Genomic DNA, 17542 nt, shown 5'->3' on the forward strand with positions numbered 1-17542 from the left:
ATGATTGCCTTAATACAACGCGTTACGCAAGCCAGTGTTACTGTTGATAAACAAATTATTGGACAAATCAACCATGGCCTACTTATTTTATTAGGTGTTGAGCAAGGTGATGATCAACAAAAAGCCACTCGATTATGTGAAAAAGTTCTAGGCTATCGTATTTTCAGCGATAGTGAGGGAAAAATGAATTTGAATGTTCAGCAAGCTAAAGGTGAAGTATTAGTTGTTTCTCAATTTACACTTGCTGCTGATACCCAAAAGGGAATGCGACCTAGTTTTACTAAGGGAGCAAAACCCGACGAAGCCAATAAACTCTACCAATTTTTTGTCGAACAATGTAAAAAGCAAATTAATACCCAAACTGGGCAATTTGCTGCCAATATGCAAGTTGCATTGATTAATGATGGTCCGGTTACTTTTTGGTTACAGACTTAAAATATTATTCAAGCCTCAACAAATAGATTAACTAAAAAGTGAATTATTTTACCGTAAAAGCCTAATAGACAGTTCCAGTAAAATTATTACTTCACACCTTTACAATCATCTTAAATTTTTTAACATATCTATCGCTGATGATTGAGGTGATAAACCTAATTTATTTAGCTTAGTAAGATAAAATTGTTTTACATCGTCCCAATTGTAGTAAGGATAATGTTCAGTTTTGATAGGAAGATGCACTTCCTGCTCATTTAACAGAACCTTCACCAGTATCGGTTGATCTGCTTTTTTACTTTTATAAAAAATCCATTGAATATTTGCCATCATAGGAATAATTTTATCTGCCTGCCAAACCAAAGGATATTGTAGTATCGAGTTTGCAACTGTTGCAGCCCCTTCTATTTCGAGTAAAGTCGCCAAAGGCGATACAGTTTCTGCATGGGCAAAACGCAAATTAGCATCAATATTATTATTCTTTATTGCAATATCTGCTGTATTTAACATATCCCATAGTAAAGGTGCAGCTATTTTAATCTGAATACCATTTGCATCAAAGGCTGGACCTATTTGTAGATAATTTTTTACAGTAACAATATTATTAAATTGTGTTTTTTCATCTTCATGAAAAAATGAATTAAGATCCACATGATGTTCTGCTAATAATTGTGGAGAAAAAGAGAGTGATTCTTGATACAACTGATAAACCGCAATAACAAAATCCATTGATTTTATGGATGAATTTTCTTTAATTTCAAGACCTTTATCTAGATATTTGTGGATAAACTCATCACTGAAAATTCGTTGTAAGAAATGCTGCCCCATTTCCCATGAATCGGGCATGTTCTCGATCGATTTTACAGCATTTTTCACTTTTTTACTTTGCTTAAACTCTTTATAAGCGGGGGAATATTCGAAGAAACGCAATAACGTTTGTTGATCTTCTTGCTGTTGCGTAACGTTGATTTGAGGATATTTTGAATGAAACGCTTCTACAAAAATGTTTGCTGTCTCTTTGGCTCTGGGTGAACTTGAAGAGATAACCTCAATTTTCTGACCTTTAAACACAGTGGGATAATTATCCAACATCCGCTGACTGATTAAACGAATATTTTGCCGTCCCAGATCGGTTAAAGCACCATAATGGCCTTTATTCAATTGTGCAATACGGCTAATTTGGTCAAGCAAATCTTTACCAAGATGCGTCAACTGCCCCTTGCTTTCAGCGATTAATAAAGTTTGGTAGGCAATATCTTCATATTTTGATTTGCTAATATAACGCGATCCATGCCGTCCAACATGATCAATATAAAAAGCATCGTAACCATCAGGCGCTGGTGTGTATGTGTATTTCGAATCAAAATGATATGCAGTTTTAGAACCTGCCGCTATTTGCGGTTCGGCAAATCCCATACAAGAAAAGGCAAATAAACACAGAGCACAAATTTTTTTGGCATAATCCATAAAAATACTCCTGACAATTAAATATCTATTTACCAAACGTATCAGTAAAAAATTAAATTATATAACACAATAAACGTTAAATTATAATTTAGCCAAATTGAATATTTCAGATAGTATTGTGATCAGACGAAATAAATCATTTAATTTTTATTCTACCTATTATAAATAACAAGGTCAAAAAACAGATTATTATTTTAAGTACTCTCTTTTTAATTTTTGTAAAAAGGATTATCTTATTACCCATTAAAAATAACCTTTGCTTAATTGATAAAAAAACTAATGAAATTATATGGATTTACTGGCACTAAAATTTGTTGTGCGTTCATTTCGGCATGTATAACAACCCCTTATAACCTCACTCGCTTTTTTAAAGACCTTATTGCAGGCATTACAGTTGGTATTATTGCAATTCCGCTAGCAATGGCACTAGCTATTGCCAGTGGTGTACCGCCTCAGCATGGACTTTATACGGCAATTATTGCAGGATTAGTCATTGCATTAACTGGCGGATCGCGTTACAGCGTTTCGGGTCCAACTGCTGCTTTCGTTGTGATTTTATACCCAGTTTCGCTACAATATGGATTAGCTGGATTATTAGTATCGACACTATTATCTGGTTTTTTTCTAATTTTAATGGGCGTTGTGAGATTAGGTCGATTAATCGAATATATTCCTCTACCGGTGGTCTTGGGCTTTACATCTGGTATTGCAATAACTATTGCAACCATGCAGATCAAGGATTTTTTTGGTTTAACACTCGAACATATGCCCGAAAATTACGTTACAAAGGTCATCGAATTAGCAAAAACATTACCCACTATCAACATAGCCGATACCCTAGTTGGAATAGTGACATTAATTGTATTAATTGTCTGGCCAAAATTTCGAGTAAAAATATCAGGTCATTTACCTGCCTTAATTGCTGGTATTGCCGTTATGTTTATTTTTAAACAATTTGGCTATCAAATTGAAACCATCGGTTCTCGATTCACTTATACGTTAGCCGATAACAGTATTGGCCATGGTATTCCATCGGTGTTACCTGAATTCATTTTGCCATGGCAATATAGTGATTTTAATTTAGACTGGTCTACGCTCTCCGCGCTGCTTCCTATTTCACTCACTATGGCGATGTTATGTGCTATTGAATCACTGCTTTGCGCTGTAGTATTAGATGAAATGACTCATACCAAACATCATTCCAATAGTGAATTGATCGGTCAAGGATTGGGAAATATCATTGCGCCATTTTTTGGTGGAATTTCTGCAACAGCGGCTATCGCACGTTCTGCCGCCAATGTCAAAGCTGGTGCAACATCTCCTGTTGCGGCAATGCTACATTCAATCATTGTTTTATTAGCGCTTATCTGCTTTGCTCCACTTTTATCTTATATCCCGCTTTCAGCCATGGCAGCACTATTATTAATCGTGGCGTGGAATATGAGCGCAGTACAACGCGTAATTTATATCATTAAACGCGCACCTAAAGATGATATTTTGATTATGCTTATTTGTATGTCTTTAACCGTATTATTTGATATGGTTATTGCTATAACACTTGGCATAGTCTTAGCCTCAATTCTATTTATGCGTCGCATTGCACATATGACACGTTTGGTTGAAATCAATCGAAACAATGAAAAAACATTGGTTCTCCGCATTAATGGACCACTATTTTTTGCCGCTGCTGAGCGCACCTTTTCGGAAATTTATCAGAAAATAAATGGCTATGAGCATATTGTATTACAATGGGATGCGGTGCCTATTCTTGATGCAGGTGGATTAAATGCATTAATTCATTTTATTGATGAATTACCAAAACAAGTTGATTTATCCATTTGTGAATTACAATTTCAGCCGCTAAAAACAATAGCACGAGCTAAAATTGTACCTATTCCAAATAAATTAATGTTTTACTCAACGCTTGATGAAGCACTGAAAGATAAAGAATAATTTTATATTTAGTTTTATTATATTAATGCTATTAAAACTCAACAGTAATCATTGTTGTGTATATCGTATTAGACTGTAACACCTTATCTTTTTTCGCCGATCGTTATTGGCAAAATTATTGATAGGCATATACCCAACAACACAAATTAATCATGACAATATAGGAAATGCATATGATAACTGATTTAAACAATATTAATAATCTCAAACAAAAATCAAACTGGTTTATTTTAGTTGGTATAATTTTAATCGTGTTAGGATGTTTAGCACTAGGCTATCAATTCGTCGCAACTGTCTTTTCAGTGTATTTTATTGGAACATTAATTTTAATTGCAGGTATTGCTCAAGCAGTACACTCTTTTACTATTAAAGGTTTTGGACAATCAGCATTATGGGCAGTAATGGGCGTTTTATATATTTTTATTGGCTTAATGTCATTTTTCCAACCTATCGCTGTATCATCAGCATTAACATTAGTGGTTTCTATTCTTCTCATAATGAGTGGCTTTACCCAAATTTTTGCGGCAATGAATAACCGTCATTTACCACGTTGGGGATGGGTTTTAACCTCAGGAATCATCACATTAATTTTAGGATTTATGATACTTGCGGGTTGGCCATATAATAGCCTTTGGGTGTTAGGCATGTTTTTAGGTATTGATCTTATATTCCAAGGTTGGGCATATGTAGCGATTGGTTTTGCACTTAAAAATCGATAGTTTAAACGCAAAAGTTGCTCACTAACTTAGTGTATAAATTATGTGAGCAACAACTTTCACTACATTGATGTCACACCTTATAATTGATGTTTAACAAATACAACCAAATAACTATTTGTAATTTTTATTCGTTTTTGCTTTGACTTCTTTCATTGATTGTAAAATTCGATGATAGTTATCAAGCCTTGAAGGGGCTATTTTTTTATCAATAACTGCTTGTTGCAATAAACAACCTGGTGTTGTTAAATGATCACAATCACGAAATTGGCATCCCCCTAAATAATCCGCAAATTCTTTAAAACCATTTATAACCTGCTCAGGCTCTAAATGCCACAAACCAAACTCACGAATACCTGGAGAATCAATAATGTCTCCACCATTAGGCAGATGATATAACCTAGTTGACGTGGTAGTATGTTGCCCAAGCCCAGATATTTCCGAAACATCGCCTGTGAGTGCAAATTGCGATTGGTGAGGTAATAATAAGTTAATAATACTTGATTTTCCCACCCCTGACTGCCCAACTAAAATAGATACCTTATTTTGTAAGGCCTGTTGTAACGCTATAATGCCTTGCTGATCTTGGCAAGAAACAAAAAGTACCTGATAACCAATTTGGCGATATATGGCTAATTGACTTTCAACGTCTTTACGTTGTGAATCAGTAAGCAAATCAATTTTATTTAACACAATAATTGGCGTGATGTCTGTTGCCTCACAAGCAACTAAATAGCGATCGATAATATTAAGCGATAATTCGGGCAAAACAGCTGAGATAATTACGATTTGATCGACATTCGCAGCTACCGGCTTAACACCATCATAAAAATCAGGGCGAACCAACTCTGAATGGCGAGGATAAACAGCCTCGATAATGCCATTGGTATTTGGCTCTAAACTTTCACGCCAAACCACTTTATCGCCAGTCACCAATGAAGGTAAAGTTCGACGAATACTACATCGACAAATTTTGCCTAAACTATCCTCCACATCAGCAGACTTACCAAAACGGCTAACAACCACACCATCACTTGGTGACGTGAAGTTGGCTAAGTTTTCATCTGACTTTATGGCTAAACGTTGTTGATGTTTCGCAGCCATGCGTCTTTTTTGGTTTTGAGATAATTGATTTTTTGCCACAGTCAATAATTTTTGCTAAAACAGTTTGACAGTTATGCTACACTAGTCGGCATTAAAAAGAAAATTTCTATGACATATTATGACTACATCACCACAAGTTAATAGTAATAATCTTATCTGGATTGACCTTGAAATGACAGGTCTGAATCCCACAGTTGATCGCATCATCGAAATCGCCACAATTGTGACTGATTCAGATCTCAACATTGTTGCTGAAGGTCCCGTTATTGCCGTACATCAATCCGAGGAACAACTGGCGCTGATGGACGATTGGAACAAAAATACTCATGGAAAATCAGGTTTAATTGAACGCGTTCGTCAGAGTCAAATCAGTGAACAGCAAGCAGAACAACAAACCATCGAATTTTTAAAACAATGGGTACCAGAAAACTGCTCACCCATTTGTGGCAACACTATTGCACAAGATCGCCGTTTTTTATTTAATTACATGCCTAATTTAGAACGTTACTTTCATTATCGTTATTTAGATGTCAGCACTATTAAAGAGTTAGCCAAACGTTGGAAACCTGAGATTTTAAAAGGAATAAGTAAACAAAGTACACACCAAGCGCTTGATGATATACGCGACTCAATTGCTGAACTTACTTATTATCGTAAGTATTTTTTTAACGTAACCCAATAATTAGACATGTTGGATAATTGTTATGCAAATTTTATATAATCTCCTGTTATATATTATCCAACCATTTATATGGATAAAATTACTGTGGCGTAGCCGTAAAGCACCAGCTTATCGCAAACGGTGGTTAGAGCGCTATGGTTTTTGTAAACGCAAAGTCAAACCAAATGGCATTTTAGTTCATGCTGTATCTGTTGGTGAAACCATTGCCGCCATTCCGTTAGTAAAAGCGTTACAGCAGCGATATCCCGATTTACCTATTACCGTTACCACAATGACGCCAACGGGTTCAGAACAAGTAAAAGCATCATTAAAAGATAGTGTCAGTCATGTTTACTTACCTTACGATCTACCTTGTGCATTACATCGTTTTCTTAAAATAGTATCACCTAAATTGGTGATTATTATGGAAACAGAACTTTGGCCCAATTTGATATCTCAGTGCTATAAACGCCATATCCCAGTGATTATCGCCAATGCTAGGTTATCAGAACGATCGGCTAAAAGGTATGCTAAGTTAGGAAAAACCATTAGCCACTTATTGGCTAAAATCAGTACTGTCGCGGTACAAAATCACCAAGATGGCGAGCGTTTTATATCGCTAGGCTTGCCAAAAGAACATCTGGCCATCACCGGTAGTATAAAGTTTGATATCAACTTAACAAATCAACAGCAACAACAAATAATCGCATTAAAACAACAATGGCAATTAAATCGGCCGGTATTAATTGCAGCAAGTACACATACTGGTGAAGATGAAATTATCTTATCTGCTTTTAAACTATTACTGCAAAAACACGCTAATCTTTTATTAATTTTAGTACCACGTCATCCCGAACGTTTTAATACTGTTGAAAAGTTAATTAATGATGAAGGTTTTCATTATATCAAACGCAGTAATCAACAAATACCAACGCCTCAAACACAGATAATTTTAGGCGATACAATGGGAGAGTTAATGGTGCTTTACGGTATTGCCGATATTGCCGTAGTTGGAGGTAGTTTCGTTAAACACGGTGGACATAATCCATTAGAACCCGCTTTACACCACATTCCTATTATCAGCGGAGAGCACTATTTTAATTTCAACGTTATTTGTGAACAGCTCGTTGCTGATAATGCAATGATTATTAGTGATAGTTCAGCCAATAAATTGGCTTCATTGGTTGATAATTTATTAACTAACCCAACTCACAGCAAGCAAATTGGCGAAAAAGCATACCATGTGTTAAAACAAAATCAAGGTGCTTTAGCTAAGTTACTTGATATTATTAACCATTATCTTTGTTAATCGAAGGGTGATTCGTGGATAAAAAACAAGGTTTATTGCTAGTCAACTTAGGTACACCTAGCAAATTAACACCAGATGCAATAAAACAATATTTAACAGAGTTTTTATTGGACAAGCATGTGGTCGATTTGCCTTATTTGTTATGGTATCCCATTTTAAAATATCTAATATTACCCAAACGTGTTCCCTATATTATAAATCACTATAAAAAAATATGGTTCAATAACTGCTCGCCTTTACTCCACTACAGTCAATTATTATCTGACAAATTACAACAAAAGCTGCCAGAAATTCACTGCGAGCTGGCAATGACTTATGCTCAACCCGATATGGAGTCGGCACTCAATAATCTTAAATCATGCAATAAAATTACTGTATTACCCTTGTTCCCACAATACTCTACCACTACAACGCTTGCAGTATTGGATAAATTAAAACAGATTATTAAACGTGATAGTCATTTTAATAATATTAACTATATTCGCGATTATGCTGACAATCCATGTTATATCCACGCGCTTTATACACAAATTGAACAGGCAATTTTAAAAAATGGAAAACCGGAAGTATTACTACTTTCTTATCATGGTATTCCTGAACGTTACCGCAAAAGACGTCAAGAAGATTATATTGAGCGTTGTCAACTCACTACCGAATTATTGATAAAAAAATGTCATCAAAGTGGTCTTGATCTATCAATTCAAATGGCTTATCAATCGAAATTTGGTAAAGGAAAATGGGTCGAACCTAACACCAGTGATATCCTACAAAATCTAGCGAATACTGGTGTCAAACATGTACAAGTAATGTGCCCTGGCTTTTCCGCTGATTGTATTGAAACCCTATACGAAATCGATGATGAAAATCGGCAAATATTTCTACAATCTGGCGGTGAACAATTCTATTATATTCCAGCACTGAATGATTCTCGTTTACATATTGAATTAATAAAAAGTTTGGTTAATTGTGATAAAACCTATCCTTTAACCTAAATTAGTCGGCATAATGTTAAACATTAAGCATAAGCACTAAACAAAAGACTAATCACTTAAAACGCAGATATGCTTCAATTATAAATTCAAAATTGATTACAATTAATGCGAAATAATTAGTGGCTAACAATATTTGATTTAACGTGTGGTAGGATAATAAATATTAATATTATTAGCAGTAAGGAAAAATAGATGAAAATAATTATTATCGGTGCTCAAGCAGCTGGAGCAAGTGCCGCAGCAAAAGCTAAAAGAATCAATCCCGAGGCAACTATCCGTATTTATGAAAAATCCGATATCGTATCGTTTGGTGCTTGTGGTTTACCCTACTTTATTGGTGATCACTTTAGTGATGCTAACGAAATGATATCAAGAACACCCCAACAGTTCGAAAAAGACGGTATTGACATAAAAATTCTTCATGAAGTTGTTGCAATAGATACTCTATCTAAAAAATTGAAGATAAAAGATCTGACTAATGGACACTGTTTTGAAGACACTTACGACAAATTACTTTTAGCGGTAGGTGCAAGTCCGATCATTCCACCATTTTCAAATGATAAACTCAAAAATATTTTTACGCTTCGCGATATCTATGATGGTCAAGCAATTAAAAAAACGCTAAATGATGCTCAAGTTAATAATATTATTGTGGTTGGGGCTGGTTATATTGGACTAGAGCTTGTCGAATCACTTGTTGCATTAAACAAAAAAGTTAAGTTGATTCAATTGGATGATAGAGTATTAGTTGATGCATTCGATGCGCAAATTACCGATATCATAGCTGAAAATATCAAGCAATATTGCGATTTACATTTGCAAGAAAAAGTACTAGGTTTTGATGGACAAGATAAAGTCACCCACGTGATAACCGACAAAGACCAGTACCCAGCGGATATGGTTATTATTGCAACAGGTGTAAAACCCAATAGCAGCATTTATAACAATTTAGGGATTAATACCTTAAAAAATGGTGCGATTATTACTGATGCGTTAGGCCAAACCAATATTCGTGACATCTATGCAGCAGGCGATTGTGCCGCACTTTATCACAAGGTTAGCCATGATATGGTCTATATTCCATTAGCGACCGGAGCAAATAAGCTTGGCAAAGTTGTAGGTGAAAATTTAGCCGGTGGACACTGTCAATTTCCTGGAACCTTAGGTACATCAGCATTAAAAGTGTTTGATATTGAAGCTGGCCGAACAGGTATAACTGAAAATGATGCTAAAAAAGCAGCCATTGCTTATAAAACCGTTGTAGTTAAAGATAAAAACCATAGCAACTATGTTGCTGGACAAACCAGTATAACCGCTAAACTGATTTATCATGCCGATACTCGTATTATTTTAGGCGGACAAATTGCCGGTGGAGTTGGATCAGCGTTAAGAGTCAATGTGTTAGCAACAGCAATATGGGCAAAAATGACCATTGATGAATTAACTATGTTGGATTTTTTATATGCTCCTCCTTTTTCTAGACCATGGGATGTTTTAAATATCGCAGGATCCATCGCAAAATAGCGAATACATAATCAATCATGGGTTATAGAACAAGTATGTTGCAAATTAGCGACTAATATCCAATTAAAGTTAACACAATACTGAAATATACCCATTGATAGATTAATTAAATCAGAAATTTATTTTATAACCGATCTATTAACATTTTTTATTTGATAATTAGATTTATCAGCAAAGGCGAGGTTCAACTATGTCAGATGCCATTTTTCAAGGAACTTTTTTTGAAAAGTTCTTATCCATTACTCATTACCAAACCTTAATTGGAATTGGACTTTTACTTGTCTGCTTTTTTGCTGTAATGAGGCCGTTACAAAACCGAAAAGTCAATTTTTCGATTCGTATGTTAGTCGGATTAATACTTGGCGCAGTACTTGGCTTAGGTATTCAAGCTGCTGCCGGATTTCCTGATACATCAAGTGTTTGGATGCAAGAAACAGCAACATGGTATGGTCTTTTTGGGCGTGCATTTATTGCCTTTATCCGTATGCTAGTTATTCCCCTCATCTTTGTGTCTATCGTTAAAGTCATTATTGATTTTTCCGGAAAAGACAATCTCCCTCAGATTGCTTTTAGAGGTATCTTTTGGTTACTCTTTACTACGGCTATCGCCTGCTTAGTGGGTATTATACTGGCTAACTTATTTTCCCTCGGTGAAATGAGTAAAGCATCGGAACTTCAAGCTCAAGCAAAACAATATACCAATATAATTGATACGTTTATCAACTTAATCCCCAGTAACATTATCGCTTCAATGGTCAAAGAAAATATTGTTGGTTTAGTCATCTTTTCTGCATTGATGGGACTTGCTGCCAATCGAATGGAAAAGAAAAATCCTAAACCAATCGAACTATTTAAAACATTTATCGAAGCGCTATACAAAATTGTCATGTCAATTGCTATGACAGTAATAAAATACATGCCTTACGCGGTAATAGCTTTACTTGCTCGTACCATCATTTCTAATGGTATCCCAGCTATTATTCAAGTTTCCAGTTTTGTCGTTGCCATTTATGTTGCGACCTTAATTATGCTAATAGTGCATGTTGCCATTGTATTAACGCATGGTATATCACCAATGATGTTTATCAAAAAAGCGTTGGGTACATGGCTATTAGCCTTTACCAGCCGGTCATCTGTTGGCACATTGCCTATGACAATCTCCACATTAACCGTCAGAATGGGGGTTAATACCGGTACAGCTAATTTAGTCTGCTCGCTTGGTAGTACAATGGGAATGAACGGCTGTGCTGGCTTCTTTCCGGCATTACTTGCAGTCATGGTTGCACATATGGTTGGTATTGATACTAATATTCAATTTTATATTATGTTAGTGATTGTCGTTGTGATTGGTTCAATCGGTATTGCGGGTATTCCAGGCACAGCGACCGTTGCTGCAACTGTCGTATTATCTGGAATGGGCATGGCTGAGTATTTTCCGTTGATTGGTATGGTCCTTGCTGTTGATCCAATTATTGATATGGCCAGAACTTTAGCCAATGTGTCTGGCGCAATGACCGCTGCAATTGCCACTGATCGTGAAGTGGGTTTAATGGACTTGAACGTATATAACGATCCTAATGCGACACTTGAAAATGAATCAACAGATGCCTAATTAGCTTGCTATTATTAAATAGTAAGCTAAATGTCATCTGAGATAAACACAATCAATATTTTAACAAATTACACTAATGATAAAGTGGATTAGATTACAAATAATCATTTAGATTGAAAATCTACAAATTGTGTACATCTCAATTAATAAAGTCAAAATAAAAAAGGTGCGAAATGCACCTTTCTTATAATCCATTAATGACAGTAAAAACATTAAAGCGTTTTTAGCCAAGCTTTTACATCATTACCTAAACTTTTGTGACGCATTGCGTATTGTACAAAAGTTTGAACATAACCTAATTTATTACCGCAATCATGGCTACGACCTTTTATACAATAAGCATCAACCGGATCTTCTTCTAGTAACATTGCAATAGCGTCGGTTAATTGAATTTCACCACCAGCACCTAAAGGCGTTTTAGCAAGTAATGGCCAGATTTTTTCAGATAATACATAACGTCCGACAACTGATTGATTAGAAGGCGCAGCGTCAATAGTTGGTTTTTCAACTACACTATACATCTGAGCAGTATTGCCAGCTAATAGCGCTTCACCACGACAATCGACAATACCATAAGAAGAGACTAACTCTTTTGGCACTGGTTCAACCATGATTTGACTACGTTTTGTTTCATGATAGTTATTAATCATTGCTGCTAAATTGTCTGTGCTAAGATCACTATCGTATTCATCAATGATTACATCCGGTAACACGACCGCAAATGGCTCATCGCCCACTAAAGGGTAGGCGCATAATACTGCATGGCCAAGCCCTTTAGCTAAACCCTGACGAACACTGGTTATCGTCACATTTTTTGGCAAAATACCTTGCACCTCTTGGAGTAATTGACGTTTAACGCGCGCTTCTAGCATAGCTTCTAATTCAAAACTTGTATCAAAATGATTTTCGATAGAATTTTTTGATGAGTGCGTTACAAAAATAATTTCTGTGATTCCAGCTGAAATACATTCTTTAACGACATATTGAATAAGTGGTCTATCCACAACAGGCAGCATTTCTTTAGGGATGGCTTTAGTCGCAGGCAACATGCGAGTACCAAGCCCTGCAACAGGGATAACTGCTTTTTTTACTTTTCCATTCACTGATGGTTCAAAATTTAGTGTCATTTTATTTCCTTAAAAACAAATTAACTGACAACGCTGTTACAGCTTTAAATTACTATAACGTCGATTAACAAAGGTATTTCTGATTGGTATAAACTTTAGCATACAAGCAATCGAAATACTCAAATAAATTATTGCTACAAAATTTGATATTAGATAAGCCACTTTGGTTTTAGATTGTAATACAAAATTAGTCAGAACGGTATTAGATATCAATAAAACATCTAAGATTAATCTAAAAATATTACACAAAATTAGAAAAGAGTTATTTCGGCTTAAAAAGCAATAAACACCATTATCGTTTATCTTAAATAAGAACAAATCGACATTAAATGCTAGCGAAAAAATCTAGTGGCAACAAATGGGGGAATGAGATGACCAATATAAAGTAAGAGTGCGACTGAATTTCACAAAAATTACCCAAATACGAAAGCATAATGTCAACTATTATCAGCCGATTAACGGATATCGCAATGAATTTTGTTCTCACATATAATGCCTATTTATTTATTGATATCTCATTAGACTCAATTAATAAAGGGTTTTCTTTATCTTTGGCTAAAGAATCAATAGCAATATAAACAATTTGGCAATTCTGTAAAATTGCTTGTCTAACAACAAATTTTGCTTTGCGATCACGTTCTTGTTTTTGTGCTGGGCTAATATAAAGATCATCGTAACCGTCATCATACAAGGTAGCCCTATCTAATAAACTTTGTGTACGCCAAAAAGTTTCTTTAGGATAATCACGTGTAAAAATCTGATCGGTTAGCTTGCCTTTTACACCAGCATAACTTGAAGATAAATGCTTACTAGCACGACTTTGCGCGATATAAATTGATTGGTAACTTTTTTTATTGGAAGGAAGTAAATTTAACGAAAACTCAACGCCTTCGCGAGTTGCATATTGGCAATTATGCATAACTGAGGGTGTAGTTCGAAAATTTAATGAACCACACCCAACAAGTAAAAAAAACACGACGAAAATAATAAGACGTTTCATTTTTACTTAAGTATATTCACAAAATAACCATTCTCACATTTACCTTGCAAATAGACTACTTTGTCTTATTTACATTTTATCGCTAACTTTTTCAGCAGTATTTGAAATAGCTTTACCGCCAGATTGCACATCTTTACCTACACCATTTACTGTATTACATCCAGTAACTAATGTTGTCATTACAAGACCGAACACAATAATTAACATTTTTTGCAACATTTGATACTCCTTTCATTATTTACATTGTTATTTTAGTGTAGCAAATGCTTCTGCCACACGATGAATGTTATGGTGATTTAACCCAGCCACACACATTCTTCCGCTGCCCACCAAATAAACAGCAAAGTTATCTTTTAATTGTGTGACTTGATTTTGGGTAAATCCAGTGTAACTAAACATACCACGTTGTTTAACTAAATAATCAAAATTACGGTCTAACGATTTGTTTTTTAATAATTCAACTAAAGTTGATCGCATTGTCACAATGCGATTACGCATTGATGCCACTTCGTTGAACCATAACGCTTTAAGATCATTATTATTTAAAACATAAGACACAAGATGTGCGCCATAAGCTGCGGGACTTGAATAATTACGACGAACTGTCGCTTGAAGTTGTCCAAGCACATGACTTGCGACTTGGCTATTATCACATAAAACCGACAAACCACCAACTCGCTCACCATAAAGGGAAAATGTTTTAGAAAAAGAGTTACTGATAAGTCCACACAATCCTACTTCTGCGGCCTTTCGAAGCGCATATGCATCATCGTCAATACTTTCACCAAAACCTTGATAAGCAATATCCATAAAGGGAATCAAATCTCGGTTTTTCAATACTGTTATAACTTTATCCCATTGATCGTGAGTTAAATCAGCACCTGTTGGGTTATGGCAGCAAGGATGCAGTAAAACAATGCTTTTAGCCGGTAATTGGTCTAAAGTTTGAAGCATAGCATCAAATTTTACGCCACAGGTTTTATCATCGAAATAAGGATATTGATTGACCTTAAAACCTGCCCCACTAAAAATGGCAATATGATTTTCCCAAGTAGGATCACTTACCCAAACCTGAGAATCTGGGAAATAGCGGTATAAGAAATCGGCACCAATTTTTAATGCACCCGATCCACCTAGTGTTTGAATAGTTGCAATTCGCTTATCTTTATAAGCACTGTGATTTTCACCAAAAAGCAAAACTTGAATAGCTTGACAATAAGCAGGCAATCCACTCATCGGTAAATAAAGTTGCGCACCTTGATTATGCTGATAGATATAATCGCGAGCAGCTTTAATACATGATAATTGTGGGACGACACTGTTTTCATCATAATAGTAGCCAATACTTAAATTGGTCTTGTTTTCTCTATTATCATTATTAAATTCTGCGACCAAAGATAAAATTGGATCGCCCGCATACGAATCGATTTTTTCAAACATATTGACTACCTACTAACACAATCAACACTGACTAATAGTTGTAGATTATTACATCAACTTAATTGTCAATCAATCACTAAATAAAAGTTTAACAACAAATAATTAGAGCGATATTTACTGGGTGAATAAAGGCAAAACATTCATTCTTAAACTATAAAAATAGACCAATCTATACTAAATTAGCTCAATCTATTAGTTATAGTTTATTTATCATAAACATTAGCACCTTAAGGTGCTAACAGAATATATCACGCCTATTTAACTGCAATCACTTCAATTTCTACTTTTGCATCTTTAGGTATTTTAGCTACTTGTACGCAAGAACGAGCTGGAAATGCCGCATTGTTCTCAGTAAAAAACGACTCATAAATAGCATTCACTGCGGCAAAATCATTCATATCAGCTAAAAATATAGTTGTCTTGACAATATTATTGATCTGATAACCCGCAGCTGTCACGATTGCTTTAACATTAGCTAAACTTTGTTTGGTTTGTTCCTCAATAGACGTTGCCATTTGACCAGTTACAGGATCGAGTGGAATTTGCCCAGATGCAAATAACATATTACCTAAATCAACCCCTTGAACATAAGGACCAATTGCAGCAGGCGCTTTATCGGTACTAATCACTTTTTTTACCATGTTTGATTTTCTCCTTTTTCATCTTGTCTGGTTAATCATTCGTCTCAATACATTCATTTATTTTATCTATTGCCATTTCAACAGTAACCTAATTTACTGTCAAGTTTGTACTAAATTATGATCGTGGGACTTCTTATAAATTTCTGATATGATAAACATAATTTTTTTATTTATTGAGAGTAAACATGTTTGAGAATTTAACCGACCGTTTATCACAGACATTTCGCAATATCAGTGGGCGTGGACGTCTGTCTGAAGATAATATTAAAGAAGCACTACGCGATGTGCGCATGGCACTACTAGAAGCCGATGTTGCTTTGCCTGTTGTTCGTGAGTTTATAAATCAAGTTAAACAAAAAGCTGTCGGCTTAGATGTTAGTAAAAGCTTAACACCAGGCCAAGAGTTTATCAAAATAGTCCAAGATGAACTCACCAGTGCCATGGGCGAAGTCAATAGCTCACTGAATTTGGCAACCCAACCCCCAGCAGTCATTTTAATGGCGGGTTTACAAGGTGCAGGTAAAACGACCAGCGTCGCAAAATTAGCGAAGTTTTTAAAAGAAAAACAGAAAAAGAAAGTACTCGTCGTTTCTGCCGATGTCTATCGTCCTGCTGCGATTAAACAATTAGAAACCTTAGCTAAAGCAATTGATGTTGAATTTTTTCCTTCCGATATTAACGAAAAACCAGTAAATATTGTTAATAAAGCAATTAGTCATGCTAAATTACAATTCTTTGATGTACTGATTGTCGATACTGCGGGTCGTTTACATGTCGATAATGACATGATGGACGAAATCAAAGCACTACATCAAGCAATTAATCCAATTGAAACCCTGTTTGTGGTTGACGCAATGACAGGTCAAGATGCGGCTAATACAGCTAAAGCTTTTGATGAGGCTCTGCCGTTAACCGGCGTTATTTTAACCAAAGTCGATGGTGACGCGCGTGGTGGTGCTGCGCTATCAATTCGGCATATTACAGGTAAACCAATTAAATTCTTAGGCATGGGTGAAAAAACTGATGCTTTAGAGCCATTTTATCCTGACCGTATAGCCTCTCGAATTTTAGGCATGGGTGATGTGATTTCTCTGATTGAAGAGTTGCAAAGCAATGTCGATCGAGAAAAAGCAGAAAAAATTGCTAAAAAACTTAAAAAGGGAGACAAATTCGATTTCAACGACTTCCAAGATCAACTCAAGCAGATGCGTAATATGGGTGGAATGGGCGCCATGTTGGCTAAACTACCGGGTGTTGGTCAATTACCAGACCATATTAAAGCTCAAATGGATGATAAGATTACTATCAAAATGGAAGCCATTATTGGATCGATGACACTAAAAGAACGAGCCAATCCTGAAATTATTAAAGGATCGCGTAAACGCCGTATTGCCAATGGTTCGGGCACGCAAGTGCAAGATGTCAACAAACTCTTGAAACAGTTTGAAGATATGCAAAAAATGATGAAGAAGATGAAAGGCGGTGGCATGATGAAAATGATGCGCCAAATGAAAGGATTAATGGGTGGAGGAATGGGCTTACCAAGACGCTAATGCGCAATTAT

General features: G+C 35.5%; 16 protein-coding genes. 9 read left to right on the top strand and 7 right to left on the bottom strand.

Features of this window, described 5'->3' with window-relative positions; translation table 11 throughout:
• The gene (dtd, locus tag A9G03_RS10780) at window positions 1–435 is read left to right on the top strand and encodes a D-aminoacyl-tRNA deacylase (protein ID WP_065799208.1); all 435 of its coding nucleotides are present in this window, start codon (window positions 1–3) and stop codon (window positions 433–435) included.
• Window positions 436–540: 105 nt separating this feature from the next.
• On the opposite strand, the gene A9G03_RS10785 is transcribed toward dtd, so the two are convergent.
• On the bottom strand, window positions 541–1899 hold the full coding sequence (locus tag A9G03_RS10785) for a histidine-type phosphatase (RefSeq protein ID WP_065799209.1): 1359 nt from the start codon (window positions 1897–1899) through the stop codon (window positions 541–543).
• Window positions 1900–2178: 279 nt separating this feature from the next.
• Between A9G03_RS10785 and dauA the strand changes: the two genes are divergently transcribed.
• Together dauA and A9G03_RS10795 are read left to right on the top strand one after the other, a co-directional pair.
• The gene (dauA, locus tag A9G03_RS10790; RefSeq protein ID WP_065799210.1) at window positions 2179–3852 is read left to right on the top strand and encodes a C4-dicarboxylic acid transporter DauA; all 1674 of its coding nucleotides are present in this window, start codon (window positions 2179–2181) and stop codon (window positions 3850–3852) included.
• A 173-nt stretch (window positions 3853–4025) separates the two neighbouring features.
• Complete coding sequence (locus A9G03_RS10795) at window positions 4026–4571, top strand: HdeD family acid-resistance protein (protein ID WP_176700960.1); 546 nt, start codon at window positions 4026–4028, stop codon at window positions 4569–4571.
• Between the two features lie 111 nt (window positions 4572–4682).
• On the opposite strand, the gene rsgA is transcribed toward A9G03_RS10795, so the two are convergent.
• A complete protein-coding gene (gene rsgA, locus A9G03_RS10800; protein ID WP_065799241.1) occupies window positions 4683–5711 on the bottom strand; it encodes a small ribosomal subunit biogenesis GTPase RsgA in 1029 nt (342 codons plus the stop codon).
• Window positions 5712–5790: 79 nt separating this feature from the next.
• Between rsgA and orn the strand changes: the two genes are divergently transcribed.
• The 5 genes from orn (at window position 5791) to A9G03_RS10825 (ending at window position 11770) form a co-directional block, all read left to right on the top strand.
• The gene (gene orn / locus A9G03_RS10805) at window positions 5791–6354 is read left to right on the top strand and encodes an oligoribonuclease (RefSeq protein ID WP_065799211.1); all 564 of its coding nucleotides are present in this window, start codon (window positions 5791–5793) and stop codon (window positions 6352–6354) included.
• Between the two features lie 22 nt (window positions 6355–6376).
• The gene (gene waaA, locus A9G03_RS10810; protein WP_065634111.1) at window positions 6377–7642 is read left to right on the top strand and encodes a lipid IV(A) 3-deoxy-D-manno-octulosonic acid transferase; all 1266 of its coding nucleotides are present in this window, start codon (window positions 6377–6379) and stop codon (window positions 7640–7642) included.
• Window positions 7643–7656: 14 nt separating this feature from the next.
• Entirely contained in the window at window positions 7657–8634 is a 978-nt protein-coding gene (hemH, locus tag A9G03_RS10815) for a ferrochelatase (protein ID WP_065799212.1), read from the top strand.
• Between the two features lie 192 nt (window positions 8635–8826).
• Entirely contained in the window at window positions 8827–10158 is a 1332-nt protein-coding gene (locus A9G03_RS10820) for a CoA-disulfide reductase (RefSeq protein WP_065799213.1), read from the top strand.
• 190 nt (window positions 10159–10348) lie between these two features.
• Window positions 10349–11770 carry a cation:dicarboxylate symporter family transporter gene (locus A9G03_RS10825; RefSeq protein ID WP_065799214.1) on the top strand — a complete coding sequence of 474 codons (1422 nt, stop codon included), beginning with the start codon at window positions 10349–10351 and terminating at the stop codon, window positions 11768–11770.
• A 212-nt stretch (window positions 11771–11982) separates the two neighbouring features.
• On the opposite strand, the gene galU is transcribed toward A9G03_RS10825, so the two are convergent.
• From galU to A9G03_RS10850, 5 genes are all read right to left on the bottom strand, one after another.
• Entirely contained in the window at window positions 11983–12897 is a 915-nt protein-coding gene (gene galU / locus A9G03_RS10830; RefSeq protein WP_065634107.1) for a UTP--glucose-1-phosphate uridylyltransferase GalU, read from the bottom strand.
• Between the two features lie 496 nt (window positions 12898–13393).
• Window positions 13394–13897 carry a hypothetical protein gene (locus A9G03_RS10835; protein WP_065799215.1) on the bottom strand — a complete coding sequence of 168 codons (504 nt, stop codon included), beginning with the start codon at window positions 13895–13897 and terminating at the stop codon, window positions 13394–13396.
• Between the two features lie 69 nt (window positions 13898–13966).
• Window positions 13967–14116, bottom strand: coding sequence for an entericidin A/B family lipoprotein (locus A9G03_RS10840; RefSeq protein WP_081297505.1), 150 nt, complete (start codon window positions 14114–14116; stop codon window positions 13967–13969).
• A gap of 27 nt (window positions 14117–14143) precedes the next feature.
• Window positions 14144–15337 carry an amino acid aminotransferase gene (locus tag A9G03_RS10845; protein WP_065634105.1) on the bottom strand — a complete coding sequence of 398 codons (1194 nt, stop codon included), beginning with the start codon at window positions 15335–15337 and terminating at the stop codon, window positions 14144–14146.
• Window positions 15338–15591: 254 nt separating this feature from the next.
• A complete protein-coding gene (locus A9G03_RS10850) occupies window positions 15592–15978 on the bottom strand; it encodes a RidA family protein (RefSeq protein ID WP_065634104.1) in 387 nt (128 codons plus the stop codon).
• A 185-nt stretch (window positions 15979–16163) separates the two neighbouring features.
• Between A9G03_RS10850 and ffh the strand changes: the two genes are divergently transcribed.
• Window positions 16164–17531: a signal recognition particle protein gene (gene ffh / locus A9G03_RS10855; protein WP_065634103.1), complete on the top strand. Its 1368-nt coding sequence runs from the start codon at window positions 16164–16166 to the stop codon at window positions 17529–17531.
• The last annotated feature ends 11 nt before the right edge of the window (window positions 17532–17542 follow it).

It is taken from the genome of Gilliamella sp. wkB171 (assembly GCF_001693755.1).
In the GTDB taxonomy this organism is placed as follows: Bacteria; Pseudomonadota; Gammaproteobacteria; order Enterobacterales; family Orbaceae; genus Gilliamella; species Gilliamella apicola_F.